This is a genomic window from Fodinicurvata fenggangensis DSM 21160 (assembly GCF_000686045.1).
GTDB lineage: Bacteria > Pseudomonadota > Alphaproteobacteria > Kiloniellales > DSM-21159 > Fodinicurvata > Fodinicurvata fenggangensis.
In genome coordinates, this window is record NZ_JMLV01000001.1 from 159,401 (window position 1) to 172,765 (window position 13,365).

Here is a 13,365-nt window from a genome sequence, read left to right on the forward strand (position 1 = left end):
ATGGTCCGCGCGCTCTTGAGCCGGGCCGAATATGACACTCGAGCTCACTACTGGGGAACATCTCATGCAGTTGTCGGTTAAAGGTCGGCACATCGATACCGGTGAAGCCTTCCGCCAGCATGCCCAAGATCAATTGAGCACGATCCTGGACAAGTACTTTGGCGACGCCATCGAGGCAAATGTCACGCTGTCCAAGGAATCGCATTTGTTCCGTGCCCATGTGTCGGCGCACATAGGGCGTGGCATGCTGCTGCAGGCTTCTGGCGAGGCCAACGAGGTCTATCCTGCCTTCGACATGGCGGCAGATCGTCTGGCGAAGCGGCTGCGCCGCTATAAGAGGCGCCTGCGTGACCACAACAACGGGCGTGCTGCTGCTCAGGACGTGATTCCGGCACAGCAGTATATCCTCGCCCCGGAACCGGAACCGCAAGAAGAAGAAGATGCAGAACCAGCAGGAGAGGATGCCATAGCCGGTGAGGGCGATCAGCCCATCGTTATTGCCGAAATGGAGACGGAGATCCCGATTCTAACCGTGGGAGAAGCCGTTATGCGCATGGACCTGGCTGATATACAGGTGCTCATGTTCCGCAACCGGGGACATGGAGGCCTGAACGTGGTTTACCGTCGGAATGACGGTAATGTCGGATGGGTTGACCCACGCGGTAACCGCGAAAGCTAATATCAGGACAATTTGTTATGGATATCGCCGATATGCTGAGCCCCGAAGGGGTTCTTCCAGCATTGCGTGTGACGAGCAAGAAGCAGGCCCTCCAGGAGATGGCAAGGCGTGCTGCCGATGTCACCGGACAGCCGGAAAGAGCGATCTTCGAGGTTCTGGTTGAGCGCGAGCGTCTCGGCACGACGGGTGTAGGCTATGGCATTGCCATTCCGCACGGGAAGCTGTCAGAGCTTGATCGCTTGCATTGCCTTTTTGCGCGGCTGGAAACGCCTGTGGAATTCGATTCAATCGATGAGCAGCCTGTGGACCTGATATGCGTGCTACTGGCGCCAGAGAAGGCAGGTGCAGACCATCTGAAAGCCCTGGCGCGTGTTTCTCGTCTGCTGCGTGACAAAGCGATTTGCGACAAGCTGCGCGGGACGGACAGTCGTGACGGTCTCTATGCCATCTTAACGGAATCGGCCGCCAGTCACGCTGCCTGAAGGCGCATGGGCTTGATGTGGATTTAAGGGGGAATGTCCGGAAGTGGGACATTCCCCTTTGTCATACGCTGATTGCCTCAATGGACGGTCATGGGCTCCATGCCGTTTTGGCGAACGGCGGCACAGGCAACATCGAAGTCAGCCATGACCGCAATCTTCGTGCCGTCTGCTGCGAAGATTCCGACAGCGCCCTGGAATGGACGGACATAGGCCACGTCGTCTACGCCGAAGGACAGGAAATCGTCCTGTGTCAGCTGCTTCAGGTCACTGTGGGGTGTATTCTGCATCATAAAATATACCTTTCCCTTGGCGGCAACCCACGCTGTCTGAGGCGCAGGCTCCTTGGTGTCTTCCCACCTTCTATCAGGCGGATTTCTGATCAATGGTCCTGGTGTCCGAACCCTCGGCTTTCTGCTTGCGCTCGATCTTGATAGTGCGAACAACCTCATCATCCGTCTGGCGCTTCAGTTCGATGTGAAGCAGGCCATTATCGAGGCGTGCTCCCTCGACTTCCATGCCATCAGCCAGCATGAAGCTGCGCTGGAACTGGCGCGCCGCAATGCCTCGGTGAAGGAAGGTGCGCTCGCTGTCATCCTCGGGCTGGCGACCGCGAATGGTCAATTGGTTGTTCTCCAGCCTGACTTCGAGGTCATCTTCCGAGAAACCGGCGACAGCCAGTGTTATGCGTAGGTGGCGCTCGTCCACCTGCTCCACATTGTAAGGCGGGTAACCGTCGCCACTGCTCTTGTGCATACGGTCTATGGCGCGTTCCAGTTGGTCAAACCCAAGCAGGAGCGGGGAATTCAGGTAGGAAGATCGGCTCATAGGTGCAGCTGCCTCCTCTTCTTGAGCAAGGTTGCTGGTTGTTTGGTTCACCGGCGTCCGTGTCCCGGCCCGCCGCGAAAAGGCCCATTATGGCGCCTTTGTAGAAAGAAATGGTGAATCATCGAGCGCCTTCAAGTGGGATGCCGCTGCTTTTATGCCCATGAAGGTTCTCATATACGACATATTGTGCCGCGACTGTGCTTGACCCTTCCTCACGGGCTTTCTACCGTAAGACCAACATTGGACGGTTCCTCGATAGGGGATGAAAGGCAATCCGGTGCGGCCGACCCAAGTCGGGGGCCAAGTCCGGAACTGTTCCAGCATCTGTAAGCGCCTGTCCGCAATCGCGTAGACATCGCGCAAGTCAGTCAGCCTGCCGCCAAAAGATGATTTCCTGGCCTTCCGGACCGTTCGGGAGGCTGTACGCTATTGAACAGCCAGGCCGGCCGGCTGGCCTGCCTGCAACAAGGGGGACACGATGATCCATACAGCCATTCTCAGACTTGCTCGATTTGCCGCCGCTTTCCTGCCCGCAGCTTTCCTGGCTTCGGCGGCTGCTGCACATCCGGGACACGAAGTGCAGGCAGGTGCGAGCTTTCTTGGCGGCCTCGCGCATCCCGTAACGGGCATGGACCATCTTCTGGCCATGGTGGCGGTCGGGATCTGGGCCTACACGCTGGGAGGCCGCGCTCTTTGGGCTGTTCCCAGCATGTTCGTGCTGGCCATGGCCGTAGCCGGTGCCGCCGGTCTCGCCGGTTGGCAGTTTGCCATGGCTGAAAGCGGCATTGCGCTATCGGTTCTGGTCCTGGGTGTCCTGATTGCGGCAGCGGTGCGTGTACGCTGGGAGATCGGGGCCGCCATGGTCGGCCTGTTCGCCGTTTTCCACGGATTTGCACATGGTGCTGAGATACCAGCCGGTGGTTCTCCGGTGGCCTATATCGCAGGCTTTTTGCTGGCCACTGCATTCCTGCATGCGGCTGGCGTCATACTTGGAGTCGTGGCAGGCCGACTGGCCTATACACCGGCCATGCGCGTGGCAGGTGGCACCATGGCCGTAGCTGGTACCTGGATGCTTGTCGGTGGGCAAATTTGAACGCGCGCATTGCATGAGCCCCGACTTCATTAAGGCAGGAGAGTGAATATGGCCGAGCGCCTGGGATTGATGGTTTGCGGACACGGAAGTCGTGACGAACAAGCCGTGGCGGAGTTTGCCAGCCTAGCAGAACACATGCGCAAACGCTTTACCGATTGGCCTGTTGACTATGGCTATCTTGAATTCGCACGCCCCGTGATTCGCGATGGTCTGGACAGTCTGCGTGAACAGCAGGTGAACCGCGTCCTGGCGGTGCCGGGAATGCTGTTTGCTGCAGGCCATGCCAAGAACGACATTCCCTCGGTTCTGAACACCTATCAGGCGCAGCACCCGGAACTCGAGATCAATTATGGTCGCGAGCTGGGTATCGACCTGAAGATGCTTCAGGCCGCCGGTGATCGCATCCAGGAAGCCCTGGATGGTGCGGACGAGACAGTTCCGCGCCATGACACGCTTCTGGTTGTTGTCGGACGGGGGGCATCGGACCCGGATGCCAATTCCAACGTCGCGAAGGTAACCCGCATGTTGTGGGAAGGTCTGGGTTTCGGTTGGGCCGAGACCTGTTACTCCGGTGTCACCTTCCCGCTGGTTGAGCCAGGCCTGGAGCATGCTGCCCGCCTGGGATTCAAGCGTATCGTGGTCTTCCCCTACTTCCTTTTCACCGGCGTGCTGGTCAGGCGGATCTACGAGCATACCGACCGTGTTGCAGCGCGGCATCCGGATATCGAGTTCATAAAGGCGCCTTACCTGAACGATCATCCCCGCGTGCTGGATACCATGGCGGCCCGCGTCGAGGAGATTCTGGAAGGCACCAACAACATGAATTGCCAGATGTGCAAGTACCGTGAACAGGTCCTGGGATTCGAGGCTGAAGTCGGGCTGCCCCAGGAGAGCCATCACCACCATGTCGAGGGCATTGGTTCCGGGCAGGAGGACCATCACCACGACCATGGCCATTCCCACTCACACGGGCATGACCATGGGCACGATCATAGCCACAGCCACCATCACCCCTATCCGCATGCCGATCATCCTCTTGGGCCGCGCACCCTGAAGGAGAATGCGGGAGGGGGCCAGCAGAGCGGATGACCATGCCGCAGAGAGATTACCTGCGTGATCCGGCGGCAATCTATCAGCAGTCTTTCGAGACGGTTCGACGAGAGGCCGCACTCGAGCAGTTTCCGCCAGGCGCCCAGGGTCTTGTTGTCAGAATGATCCACGCCTGCGGGATGGTGGACATTGCCGGGGATGTCCGTGTCGAGGGGGATCCGGCGGGTTCAGGTGCACGCGCACTGCAGTCGGGAAAGCCGATTCTGGTGGATTGCGAGATGCTGGCTCATGGCATCATTGGGTCCAGGCTGCCCGCCGACAACAAGGTTGTGTGCAGCCTGAATGATCTATCGGTTCCGTCACTGGCGCACCAGCAGCAGACGACACGATCGGCGGCGGCTGTCGAGCTCTGGAAAACGCAGATGGAAGGGGCTGTGGTCGCAATCGGCAATGCCCCCACAGCCCTGTTTCGATTGATTGAACTGCTGGAAGAGGGCGCGCCCTGTCCGGCCGTGATTGTCGCTGCCCCTGTCGGGTTTGTTGGGGCAGTCGAATCCAAGCAGGCACTGATCGAGGCCTCGCTGGGCATTCCCTTTGTGACCTTGACGGGCCGCCGCGGCGGCAGCGCAATCGCAGCTGCTGCCGTGAATGCATTGGCAGGGGATTTGGCGTAATGACTCCCTGGCTTTCGATCGTGGGGATTGGCGAGGACGGTCTTTCTGGCCTGGGCGAGCAGGCAAGAAACCTGGTTGATCGGGCCGACGTCCTTATCGGCGGTGCGCGTCATCTGTCCATGCTGCCCGACGATGGGCGTGAGCGCTTGGCCTGGCCCTCACCTCTCAACCGGCTGGTGGGTGAAATCGAGGCGCGGCGTGGTCAGGCCGTGTGCGTATTGGCGACCGGTGACCCCTTCTGCTTCGGCATCGGGACGACCCTGGCGCGTCGCATCCCCATGTCGGAGATGCAGGTGATCCCTGCGCCATCCGCCTTTTCACTGGCTTGTGCGCAGTTGGGTTGGTCCTTGCCGGAGGTCAGTCTCCTGACACTTCATGGCCGACCAACCAGCCTGATTGTTCCAGCGATACAGCCGGATGCCCGCCTCATGGTTCTGAGCGACAATCACGAGACTCCCACCGAGGTTGCAAGCCTGCTGTGCGAAAAGGGGTTTGGGGCGAGTGAGCTGCATGTCCTGGAGCATCTGGGTGGCTCCAGGGAGCGTATTCTGCATTTGCGTGCCGACCAGGAGGATTTTCCTGAATTCGCGGATTTCAATATGCTTGCGATTGTCTGCAAGGCCGGTGAAGGGGCAGAGATCCTGCCCAGAATTCCTGGCTTGCCGGACGACGTGTTCCATCACGATGGACAGCTCACGAAGCGGGAGGTGCGTGCCGTCACGCTGTCGGCTCTGATGCCGGGACCGGGCCAGGTCCTGTGGGACGTCGGGGCCGGGTGCGGCTCTGTGGCCATTGAATGGATGCGGACCGACCCGAATGCCCGTGCCGTGGCAATCGAACGCCAGGCCGCGCGGTGCGAAATGATCACCAGCAATGCGGCCCGCCTGGGCACGCCCTACCTGAAGCTGGTTTCCGGTGAGGCCCCAGCTTGCCTGTCGGATCTGCAGCGCCCGGATGCCGTCTTCATCGGTGGCGGTATCAATACTTCGGGACTATTCGAGGCCTGTTGGCAGTCCTTGATGCCGGGCGGTCGTCTGGTCGCCAATGCTGTGACCCTGGAGGGGGAAGCGCGACTGGCCAGCTTGCAGGCTGAGCATGGTGGGGAATTGCGCCGGCTGTCCGTTTCACGCGCGGAAGCCGTCGGTCCTTTCCGGGGGTGGCGCCCTGCCATGCCGGTTACCCAGTTTGCCTTGGTCAAATCCAGGGACGAAGGATGATGGCGGGAAACCTGTATGGTCTGGGCCTTGGCCCCGGGGATCCTGAGCTGCTCACGCTCAAGGCGCACCGAATTCTGACAAGCTGTCCAGTCGTTGCCTATCCGGCACTGGAGGACGGAGCCAGCTTTGCCCGCTCGATCGTGGCCGATTACCTGTCTGACAGTCAGCGGGAGATTGTCATTCGAATCCCCATGACGGTGGAGCGTGCCCCAGCCCAGCAGGCATATGATCGCGCCAGTGTGGAGTTGGCGCGCGAGCTGGACCAAGGGCGGGATGTTGCCGTGCTCTGTGAGGGGGATCCCTTTTTCTATGGCTCTTTCATGTATCTTTTCGGCCGTCTTGCCGAACGCTATCCCACCTCTGTCGTTCCGGGTGTGACCTCTCTGACCGCCTGTTCAGCTGTGGCTGGAGCCCCCTTGGCAGCGCGGAATGATACCCTGGCAGTCCTGCCGGCCCCGCTTCCGGATGAACAGCTCAAAGCCAGGTTACGGAACTTCGATGCGGTGGCCATCATCAAGCCCGGCCGACATTTCGCCAGGATTCAGGCACTGCTGGATCACATGGGCCTGCTCGATCAGGCACGTTACGTGGAGCGGGCCACACTTGAAAACCAGAGGATACTCAAAATGCGCGATGTACCGGATGATTCTGTGCCCTATTTCTCGATGATCCTGGTGCACCATCGAGGGGACGCCTGGAAATGAAGGAAGCCATTCCCGGGAATGCGGCCTTTGTTGTCCTGACGGGCAGGGGAGCGGAACTGGCACGACGCCTTCAGCGCGACCTGCCTGGAAGCACAGTCCATGGACTGACCGGGCGGGTCGAGGATTGTGACCATGCCTTTTCGGATACGGGCGAGGAACTGGCAGAGCTTTTCGTACAGGAGCGTCCAATCGTTGGTATCTGTGCCTCGGGCATCCTGATCCGCTTTCTGGGGCCCTTGCTGTCAGACAAGAGGACTGAGCCACCGGTTCTTTCGTTGGCAGAAGACGCAAGCTCAGTTGTTCCCTTGTTGGGTGGGCATCGTGGTGCCAATCGTCTGGCACGTTTTCTTGCCGATCTGCTGGAAGGACACGCCGCAATTACCACGGCCGGCGACCTGAACTATGATATGGCTCTGGATGATCCTCCAAGCGGTTGGCGCCTTGGCAATCCCAAGGATGCCAAGGCCTTTTCGTCGGCGCTTATGCGCGGGGATAAACTGCGCGAAAACAGAGAATTGCCAAAATTCCTTCAGAGTCTTCCTCAATCACCTGAGGGGGCACTTAACATTGCTCTCGGGCCGTCGGTTAAGAAGGGGGATGGATCTTGCCTTGTCTATCATCCCGCGGTCCTTGCCTTGGGTGTGGGCTGTGAACGTGACTGTCCACCGGAAGAGCTTGAAGAACTGGTTGAAGAAACGCTCCAGCAGGCAGGCTTGGCGCGTGAAGCGATTGCCTTGGTTGTCAGTGTGGACTTGAAGATGGATGAGGTGGCCGTTCATCATCTGGCCCGCCGTCTGGACGTGCCGGCCCGATTCCTGACTCCCGGAAGGCTGGAAGCGGAAACCCCGCGCCTGGCCAACCCTTCGGACCTGGTGTTCCGGGAAGTGGGTTGCCACGGCGTGGCCGAGGCAGCAGCGCTTGCAGCGGTCGGATCACAGGGCGCCCTGGAAGTCACCAAGCACAAGAGTCGTGGTGCGACCTGCGCGGTGGCGCGGGCTGTAGATATCATTGATCCCCAAGCGGTTGGCGTGGCGCGCGGCCGACTGTCCGTTGTGGGGATCGGACCCGGTCGTGCGGATTGGCGCACGCCAGAGGTCACGCGCATGATCTCCGAGGCTGGGGACCTTGTGGGCTACGGCCTTTATCTGGACCTTCTTGGGCCCTTGGCTGAGGGCAAGAGCCATCATGTCTACGAACTGGGTCAGGAGGAGGTGCGGGTGAAGGCTGCACTTGAGCTGGCGGCCGAGGGGCGGAACGTGGCGCTGGTCTCTTCCGGAGATATCGGGATCTATGCCATGGCCACCTTGGTTTTCGAGTTGCTCGAGCGCGGGGACAATCCGGATTGGGCGCGTATCGATATTGAAGTTGCACCGGGCGTATCCGCTTTCCAGGCCATGGGGGCTCGGATAGGGGCACCCTTCGGCCATGATTTCTGCTGCATCTCCCTGTCAGACCTGCTGACCCCCTGGGAGGCCATCGAGCGGCGCCTGGAAGCCGCTGCGGCAGGAGATTTCGTGATTGCCTTCTATAATCCGGTGTCGCGTCGCCGTCGCCAGCAGTTGGCACGAGCCAAGGAGATCCTGCTGGAGGCGCGGCCTGAAGAGACCCCCGTTGTGCTGGGCACCAATCTTGGCCGCCCCGGTGAGCAGCTGAATGTCATTCGGCTTGCCGATCTTGAAGTCGATGATGTGGACATGCTGACCACGGTGCTGGTTGGCAGCTCGCAAAGTCGCGCAATCCCGCGCTCTGGCGGAGGGTCTTGGGTCTACACACCGCGCGGCTACGCCGCCAAGAACGACAGGATGGAGACGGCATCATGACAGTACATTTCATAGGGGCCGGCCCTGGTGCGCCGGACCTGATCACCTTGCGGGGATTGAATCTGATTCGCCGCTGTCCTGTCTGCCTTTATGCTGGATCACTTGTGCCGGCCGAAGTTGTGGCGGAAGCACCGGAAGGTGCTGTTGTGGAAGACACCGCCTCAATGACGCTGGACGATATCCTCTCGCGCATTCAGGCCGCACACGAGCGCGGAGAGGACGTGGCACGCGTGCATTCCGGTGACCCCTCGATCTATGGGGCGATCGGTGAGCAGATTCGACGGTTGGAGGACCTGGGCATTCCCTTCCGTATTGTGCCCGGTGTTCCAGCCTTTGCAGCAGCTGCCGCGGAAATCGGGCGTGAATTGACCCTGCCCGAGATCAGCCAGACTGTGATCCTGACGCGTACGGCCATGAAGTCGTCGTCCATGCCGGAAGGTGAGGATCTTGAAATCCTGGGGCAGAGCGGCGCGACGCTTGCCATTCATCTTTCCGTGAGAAACCTGCGAATCCTGCGTGAAAAGCTGGTGCCCCATTACGGAGAGGATTGCCCTGTGGTTGTGGCCTATCGGGCAAGCTGGCCGGATGAGCTCTACATCCATGGCACTCTGGGGGATATTCAGGCCAAGGTGAGGGCTGCCAAGATCACACGGACGGCCCTGATCCTGGTGGGGCCCGTGCTTGAACCCGGGCGTTTTCGGGATAGCGCCCTTTATGACGCGGATCATGTCCATGTCCTGCGTCCACACAGGAAAAAGGTCAGCGGATGATCTCGCCGATCCAGTCCAGCGCCTCCGTTACCGAACGGGCCAGGGCTCCGGGCGGAATCGGCGGGCGTTCAACCATGATGACCGGAAGTGCCAACGCACGTGCCGCTTCGATCTTCGGATACGATGCCGAACCACCGCTGTTCTTGCTGACGAGACAGGCGATCTCGTGTTTGCGCAACAGCTCCTGTTCCTCCTGGGATCTGAAAGGGCCCCGCTGGGCGATGACGCTGTACCGTGCCAGTGGGAGGGCCTGCTCTGGCGTGTCGACAAGCCGCACAAGGAATGCCACGTCTCGCCGCTGTGCGAACGGTTCCAGTTCCTGGCGCCCTGTGGTCAGGAAGGCCTTGCAGTCACGTGGCAAGACCTGGGCGGCTTGCTGGAGCGATGGAACCGGAATCCAGCGATCCTCGCTTTCGGCCTGCCAGGGTGGACGCAGCAGTTTGATGCGGGGCACTCCGGCCAGGTCGGCTGCGCGCTCGGCATGGCCCGGCATTCTGAGCGCAAAGGGATGGGTCGCATCGACAAGCAGATTGATTGACTGGTCTTTCAGGTATTGGGCCAGACCGGAACTGCCGCCGAATCCACCGATACGCACTTCACCAGGTAACTCGGACGGATTTCGGGTGCGGCCCGCCAGGGAGGTGATGATGCGCCAGTCTGTTTCCCCTGTCAGATGGCGCGCCAGCTCTGCCGCTTCCTGCGTTCCTCCCAGAATCAGTAAATTAGGCATGACTGCGTCCGACAATCTGTCCCTGGCGGTCGACCACGACGATATCCACTTCGCAGGGGGCGTTTCTCAGGGCTTCCGTGGCCGTTTGCCGCGCTCTCTCGGCAACTTGCGTGGCTATGGGCAGGTTGTGGGCGGTTGCGAGAATCAGCACCTGCCCCGCAGTATTGGCCTGTCGAACCTGGTCGAGGAGTTCCGACGAGGCGCCGAGGGTGGCCAGTTCCGCCGCCAACCAGTCGAAATCAACCTGGCTGCGCCCGGAATGAAGGTCAAGGAAGCCCTGGGCCAACTTCACGAGCTTCGCGAATCCGCCGCCGATCGTGACCTGCGGGACCGGTTGACGGCGCAGGTATTTCAGCATGCCGCCGGCAAAGTCCCCCATATCGAGCATGGCGTGGTCCGGCAGCCCATAGAGCTGCTGCACGGTTTTCTCCGAAGTCGACCCCGTGCAACCGGCGACGCGCTGGAGGCCCTTGGCGCGTGCAACGTCGATTCCACGATGGATCGAGTGAATCCAGGCCGCACAGGAGAAGGGATGGACAACGCCGGTGGTGCCCAGAATCGAGAGGCCGCCAAGGATGCCAAGTCTGGGATTCCAGGTTTTCTCGGCAAGCTGTTCACCCTCAGGAATCGATATCTCGATTTCCAGGGAAGGGGACTTCTGTCCGGAGACCTCTTGTGCGACGGCTGTCATGAGCTGTCGGGGGACTGGATTGATGGCAGCTTCCCCGACAGGAACTGGAAGCCCTTCAAGCGTGACCGTGCCAACGCCGGGACCGGCATGAAAGACCAGGCCACTGTTGGCGGGTCCGGGCCGGACGGTCGATATGATGAGAGCGCCATGCGTGACATCGGGATCGTCTCCGGCATCCTTTATGATGCCGGCAGCAGCGGAGGCCGATTGCAGGCTTTCATAGGCGAGCGGGAAGGACGGGGTCTCTCCCTTGGGCAGCGTGATCTGGACAGGGTCGGGAAAACGGCCGTCAAACAGGGCCGTGCAGGCCGCCTTTGTGGCAGCGGTGGCACAGGCCCCTGTGGTCCATCCGCGGCGCAACGTTCCTTCCGGTTTACGAGTCATTCTGGATTTATAGGTGCATCGGCTGATGGAGGCCAGATGCAACATTGCTTTGTAGGTGAAGGAGTTCGAAATGCTTGAAGGCCTTCCAATGCCAAACTTCGAACCTGGGTGGGTTTGGCTGGCCGGTGCCGGGCCGGGCGACCCCGCCTTGTTGACCCTGGCGAGTGTTCACGCACTTCGTTCGGCCGATGCGGTCATATACGACGCCCTGGTTGGAAAGGACATCCTGTCTCTGGCAGGCGAGGACACACTTCTGGAGTATGCAGGCAAGCGTGGCGGCAAGCCTTCGGCCAAGCAAGTGGATATCACCCTGCGCATCATCGAATTGGCCAGACAGGGCAAGCGTGTCCTGCGCTTGAAAGGGGGAGACCCCTTCGTGTTCGGCCGCGGTGGTGAAGAGGCCCTTGCGCTGGTTGATGCAGGGATTCACTTCCGCATCATTCCCGGAATCTCCGCCGGGATCGGTGGCTTGGCCTATGCGGGCATACCGGTTACGCACCGGGATACCAACAGCCTTGTGACCTTTCTGACCGGGCATGATGCAACGGGACTGACACCAAGTGCGATTGACTGGAAGGCAGTGGCAAGGTCCTCGCCCGTGATTGTCATGTATATGGCCCTGAAGCACCTGACCGAAATCCGGGACCGTCTGATGGAGGGAGGGCGCCGCGCGGATGAACCCCTGGCCATCATAAGCCAGGCAACCCTGTCGGATCAGAAAGTCCTGGAAACCACACTGGGCGAAGCTCCTCAGGCCCTCGAGGAATCGGGTATTCAGCCGCCAGCCATGGTCGTGCTTGGGGAGGTGGTGCGCCTTCGCGCGGCTCTGGACTGGGTTGGGGCCCTGTCCGGCCGCCAGCCACAGGCCGACCCTCTGGGTGTGCGGCAGGCGAGTGATGCCGGCTGAACCGCACGGGTTGGTTATTGCGGCAACGGCCTCGGGTTCGGGCAAGACCACACTGACCCTGGGCTTGCTGCGCGCATTGCGACGCCGGGGGTATCGCGTTTCCGGCACCAAGGTCGGTCCGGATTATATCGATCCGGGTTTTCACGCACAGGCGACAGGGCGTGCCGCATACAACCTGGATCCCTGGGCCATGTCGCGGGGTCTGCAGAGACATCTTTTCAGGCAGGCCGGTGAAGATAGCGATCTGGTGCTGGTCGAAGGCGTCATGGGTCTTTTCGATGCTGCTTCCAATGGCCTGGGCTCGACTGCAGACCTTTCAATACAACTGGGCCTGCCGGTAATCCTGGTTGTTGATGTGCGTGGTCAGGCCCAGTCGATCGCAGCATTGGTGGAAGGGTTTTGCGGGCACAGGCCGGAATTGAATCTGGGTGGACTTGTGCTGAACCGAGTTGGCTCCAGCTTTCACATGGACATGTTGCGCGACGCCCTCGAGCCTTTGGGTGTTCCGCTGCTTGGAGGTATTCCCCGGGATACGGACCTCGCGTTGCCGGACCGGCATCTTGGTCTGGTCCAGGCAGGCGAGCACCAGGATCTGGAAGCCTTCCTGGAAAGAGCTGCCGACTGCATGGACGAGCACCTGGACCTGGACGCTCTTGCATGCATGGCCGTACCCGCACGCGGAGAAGGGGCTGAGACGATTTCGTCCAGGGACCTGCCGAACCCACCTGGTCAGAAGGTTTCCATTGCGCGGGATACCTGCTTCTCCTTCCTCTATCCGCATCTGCTTCACCATTGGCGAAGCGCGGGTGCAGAGCTTCACTTTTTCTCGCCACTGAAGGATGAATCCCCCAGACAGGATGCTGACGCAATCTACCTTCCGGGAGGTTATCCAGAACTACATGCCGAAGGTCTCAGCCAGGCCAGGCAGTTTCGTCAGGCCATGATGGATGCGGGAGAGAGAGGTGTCTTCATCTACGGGGAATGCGGCGGCTTCATGACTTTGGGGGATTGCCTGACGGACGGAAAGGGGCGGGCCTTTCCCATGCTGGGACTGCTGCCCCTTCACACCTCCTTCGAACAGCCGCGGTTGCATCTCGGCTATCGCCGGCTTCAAACCTGTCGCCCTATGCCGTTCTGGAAGGCGTCCGGCCATTACCTGGCGGGCCATGAGTTCCATTACGCAAACACGGTCGAAAGCGGTGCGGCCGCATCACTCTTCAAGGTATGGGATGCGCGGGGACGTGAACGCGAGGAGGCAGGGCTTGTCAGGGGCTCGGTTGCCGGGTCGTTCCTGCATCTGATCAGCGGGTATCCAGAGTGAGATTTCATTGGAGTGCAC

Annotated in this window: 15 protein-coding genes and 1 riboswitch; of the genes, 11 read left to right on the forward strand and 4 right to left on the reverse strand. The window is 60.5% G+C overall.

Going from position 1 to position 13,365, the window contains the following annotated elements:
• The first annotated feature begins 64 nt into the window (after positions 1 to 64).
• Positions 65 to 679, forward strand: coding sequence for a ribosome hibernation-promoting factor, HPF/YfiA family (gene hpf / locus BP38_RS0100755; RefSeq protein ID WP_026986152.1), 615 nt, complete (start codon positions 65 to 67; stop codon positions 677 to 679).
• A gap of 17 nt (positions 680 to 696) precedes the next feature.
• On the forward strand, positions 697 to 1,161 hold the full coding sequence (ptsN, locus tag BP38_RS0100760) for a PTS IIA-like nitrogen regulatory protein PtsN (RefSeq protein ID WP_026986153.1): 465 nt from the start codon (positions 697 to 699) through the stop codon (positions 1,159 to 1,161).
• Positions 1,162 to 1,238: 77 nt separating this feature from the next.
• Here the strand turns inward: ptsN and BP38_RS0100765 are convergent, their stop codons facing one another.
• Positions 1,239 to 1,451, reverse strand: coding sequence for a DUF1150 family protein (locus BP38_RS0100765; RefSeq protein ID WP_026986154.1), 213 nt, complete (start codon positions 1,449 to 1,451; stop codon positions 1,239 to 1,241).
• 73 nt (positions 1,452 to 1,524) lie between these two features.
• Positions 1,525 to 1,986, reverse strand: a complete 462-nt coding sequence (locus BP38_RS18360; RefSeq protein WP_035723066.1) for an Hsp20 family protein — start codon at positions 1,984 to 1,986, stop codon at positions 1,525 to 1,527.
• A 228-nt stretch (positions 1,987 to 2,214) separates the two neighbouring features.
• Positions 2,215 to 2,381: riboswitch (cobalamin riboswitch) on the forward strand.
• 83 nt (positions 2,382 to 2,464) lie between these two features.
• Here BP38_RS18360 and BP38_RS0100775 point away from each other — a divergent pair.
• Genes BP38_RS0100775 through cobM form a run of 7 tightly spaced genes read left to right on the forward strand, consistent with a single transcriptional unit; the run spans position 2,465 to position 9,314 of the window.
• Entirely contained in the window at positions 2,465 to 3,079 is a 615-nt protein-coding gene (locus tag BP38_RS0100775; RefSeq protein WP_051608788.1) for a HupE/UreJ family protein, read from the forward strand.
• A gap of 48 nt (positions 3,080 to 3,127) precedes the next feature.
• Positions 3,128 to 4,168, forward strand: a complete 1,041-nt coding sequence (locus BP38_RS0100780; protein ID WP_026986156.1) for a sirohydrochlorin chelatase — start codon at positions 3,128 to 3,130, stop codon at positions 4,166 to 4,168.
• Positions 4,165 to 4,803, forward strand: coding sequence for a precorrin-8X methylmutase (locus BP38_RS0100785; protein WP_026986157.1), 639 nt, complete (start codon positions 4,165 to 4,167; stop codon positions 4,801 to 4,803). The genes BP38_RS0100780 and BP38_RS0100785 overlap by 4 nt, the downstream gene beginning before the upstream one ends.
• Entirely contained in the window at positions 4,803 to 6,020 is a 1,218-nt protein-coding gene (locus BP38_RS0100790; RefSeq protein WP_026986158.1) for a bifunctional cobalt-precorrin-7 (C(5))-methyltransferase/cobalt-precorrin-6B (C(15))-methyltransferase, read from the forward strand. The genes BP38_RS0100785 and BP38_RS0100790 overlap by 1 nt, the downstream gene beginning before the upstream one ends.
• Entirely contained in the window at positions 6,017 to 6,724 is a 708-nt protein-coding gene (gene cobI, locus BP38_RS0100795) for a precorrin-2 C(20)-methyltransferase (protein ID WP_322098929.1), read from the forward strand. The genes BP38_RS0100790 and cobI overlap by 4 nt, the downstream gene beginning before the upstream one ends.
• Entirely contained in the window at positions 6,721 to 8,544 is a 1,824-nt protein-coding gene (gene cobJ / locus BP38_RS0100800; protein ID WP_026986160.1) for a precorrin-3B C(17)-methyltransferase, read from the forward strand. The genes cobI and cobJ overlap by 4 nt, the downstream gene beginning before the upstream one ends.
• Complete coding sequence (gene cobM, locus BP38_RS0100805) at positions 8,541 to 9,314, forward strand: precorrin-4 C(11)-methyltransferase (RefSeq protein ID WP_026986161.1); 774 nt, start codon at positions 8,541 to 8,543, stop codon at positions 9,312 to 9,314. The genes cobJ and cobM overlap by 4 nt, the downstream gene beginning before the upstream one ends.
• Here the strand turns inward: cobM and BP38_RS0100810 are convergent.
• Together BP38_RS0100810 and BP38_RS0100815 are read right to left on the reverse strand one after the other, a co-directional pair.
• A complete protein-coding gene (locus tag BP38_RS0100810) occupies positions 9,304 to 10,044 on the reverse strand; it encodes a cobalt-precorrin-6A reductase (protein ID WP_026986162.1) in 741 nt (246 codons plus the stop codon). The two genes, cobM and BP38_RS0100810, sit on opposite strands and share 11 nt — an antisense overlap.
• The gene (locus BP38_RS0100815; RefSeq protein WP_026986163.1) at positions 10,037 to 11,119 is read right to left on the reverse strand and encodes a cobalt-precorrin-5B (C(1))-methyltransferase; all 1,083 of its coding nucleotides are present in this window, start codon (positions 11,117 to 11,119) and stop codon (positions 10,037 to 10,039) included. The genes BP38_RS0100810 and BP38_RS0100815 overlap by 8 nt, the downstream gene beginning before the upstream one ends.
• Before the next feature lie 88 nt (positions 11,120 to 11,207).
• Here BP38_RS0100815 and cobA point away from each other — a divergent pair, with 88 nt between their 5' ends.
• Positions 11,208 to 12,026, forward strand: coding sequence for a uroporphyrinogen-III C-methyltransferase (gene cobA, locus BP38_RS0100820; RefSeq protein WP_322098930.1), 819 nt, complete (start codon positions 11,208 to 11,210; stop codon positions 12,024 to 12,026).
• Positions 12,016 to 13,347: a cobyrinic acid a,c-diamide synthase CobB gene (locus tag BP38_RS0100825; protein WP_026986165.1), complete on the forward strand. Its 1,332-nt coding sequence runs from the start codon at positions 12,016 to 12,018 to the stop codon at positions 13,345 to 13,347. Before cobA ends, BP38_RS0100825 begins: the two co-directional genes overlap by 11 nt.
• Positions 13,348 to 13,365: the final 18 nt, after the last annotated feature.

What these genes read in the sequence shown, in the direction of transcription:
- hpf (WP_026986152.1), top strand. Translation starts at nt 65, where the DNA reads ATGCAGTTGTCGGTTAAAGGTCGGCACATCGATACCGGTGAAGCCTTC.
- ptsN (WP_026986153.1), top strand. Translation starts at nt 697, where the DNA reads ATGGATATCGCCGATATGCTGAGCCCCGAAGGGGTTCTTCCAGCATTG.
- BP38_RS0100765 (WP_026986154.1), bottom strand. Translation starts at nt 1,451, where the DNA reads ATGATGCAGAATACACCCCACAGTGACCTGAAGCAGCTGACACAGGAC.
- BP38_RS18360 (WP_035723066.1), bottom strand. Translation starts at nt 1,986, where the DNA reads ATGAGCCGATCTTCCTACCTGAATTCCCCGCTCCTGCTTGGGTTTGAC.
- BP38_RS0100775 (WP_051608788.1), top strand. Translation starts at nt 2,465, where the DNA reads ATGATCCATACAGCCATTCTCAGACTTGCTCGATTTGCCGCCGCTTTC.
- BP38_RS0100780 (WP_026986156.1), top strand. Translation starts at nt 3,128, where the DNA reads ATGGCCGAGCGCCTGGGATTGATGGTTTGCGGACACGGAAGTCGTGAC.
- BP38_RS0100785 (WP_026986157.1), top strand. Translation starts at nt 4,165, where the DNA reads ATGACCATGCCGCAGAGAGATTACCTGCGTGATCCGGCGGCAATCTAT.
- BP38_RS0100790 (WP_026986158.1), top strand. Translation starts at nt 4,803, where the DNA reads ATGACTCCCTGGCTTTCGATCGTGGGGATTGGCGAGGACGGTCTTTCT.
- cobI (WP_322098929.1), top strand. Translation starts at nt 6,017, where the DNA reads ATGATGGCGGGAAACCTGTATGGTCTGGGCCTTGGCCCCGGGGATCCT.
- cobJ (WP_026986160.1), top strand. Translation starts at nt 6,721, where the DNA reads ATGAAGGAAGCCATTCCCGGGAATGCGGCCTTTGTTGTCCTGACGGGC.
- cobM (WP_026986161.1), top strand. Translation starts at nt 8,541, where the DNA reads ATGACAGTACATTTCATAGGGGCCGGCCCTGGTGCGCCGGACCTGATC.
- BP38_RS0100810 (WP_026986162.1), bottom strand. Translation starts at nt 10,044, where the DNA reads ATGCCTAATTTACTGATTCTGGGAGGAACGCAGGAAGCGGCAGAGCTG.
- BP38_RS0100815 (WP_026986163.1), bottom strand. Translation starts at nt 11,119, where the DNA reads ATGACTCGTAAACCGGAAGGAACGTTGCGCCGCGGATGGACCACAGGG.
- cobA (WP_322098930.1), top strand. Translation starts at nt 11,208, where the DNA reads ATGCCAAACTTCGAACCTGGGTGGGTTTGGCTGGCCGGTGCCGGGCCG.
- BP38_RS0100825 (WP_026986165.1), top strand. Translation starts at nt 12,016, where the DNA reads ATGCCGGCTGAACCGCACGGGTTGGTTATTGCGGCAACGGCCTCGGGT.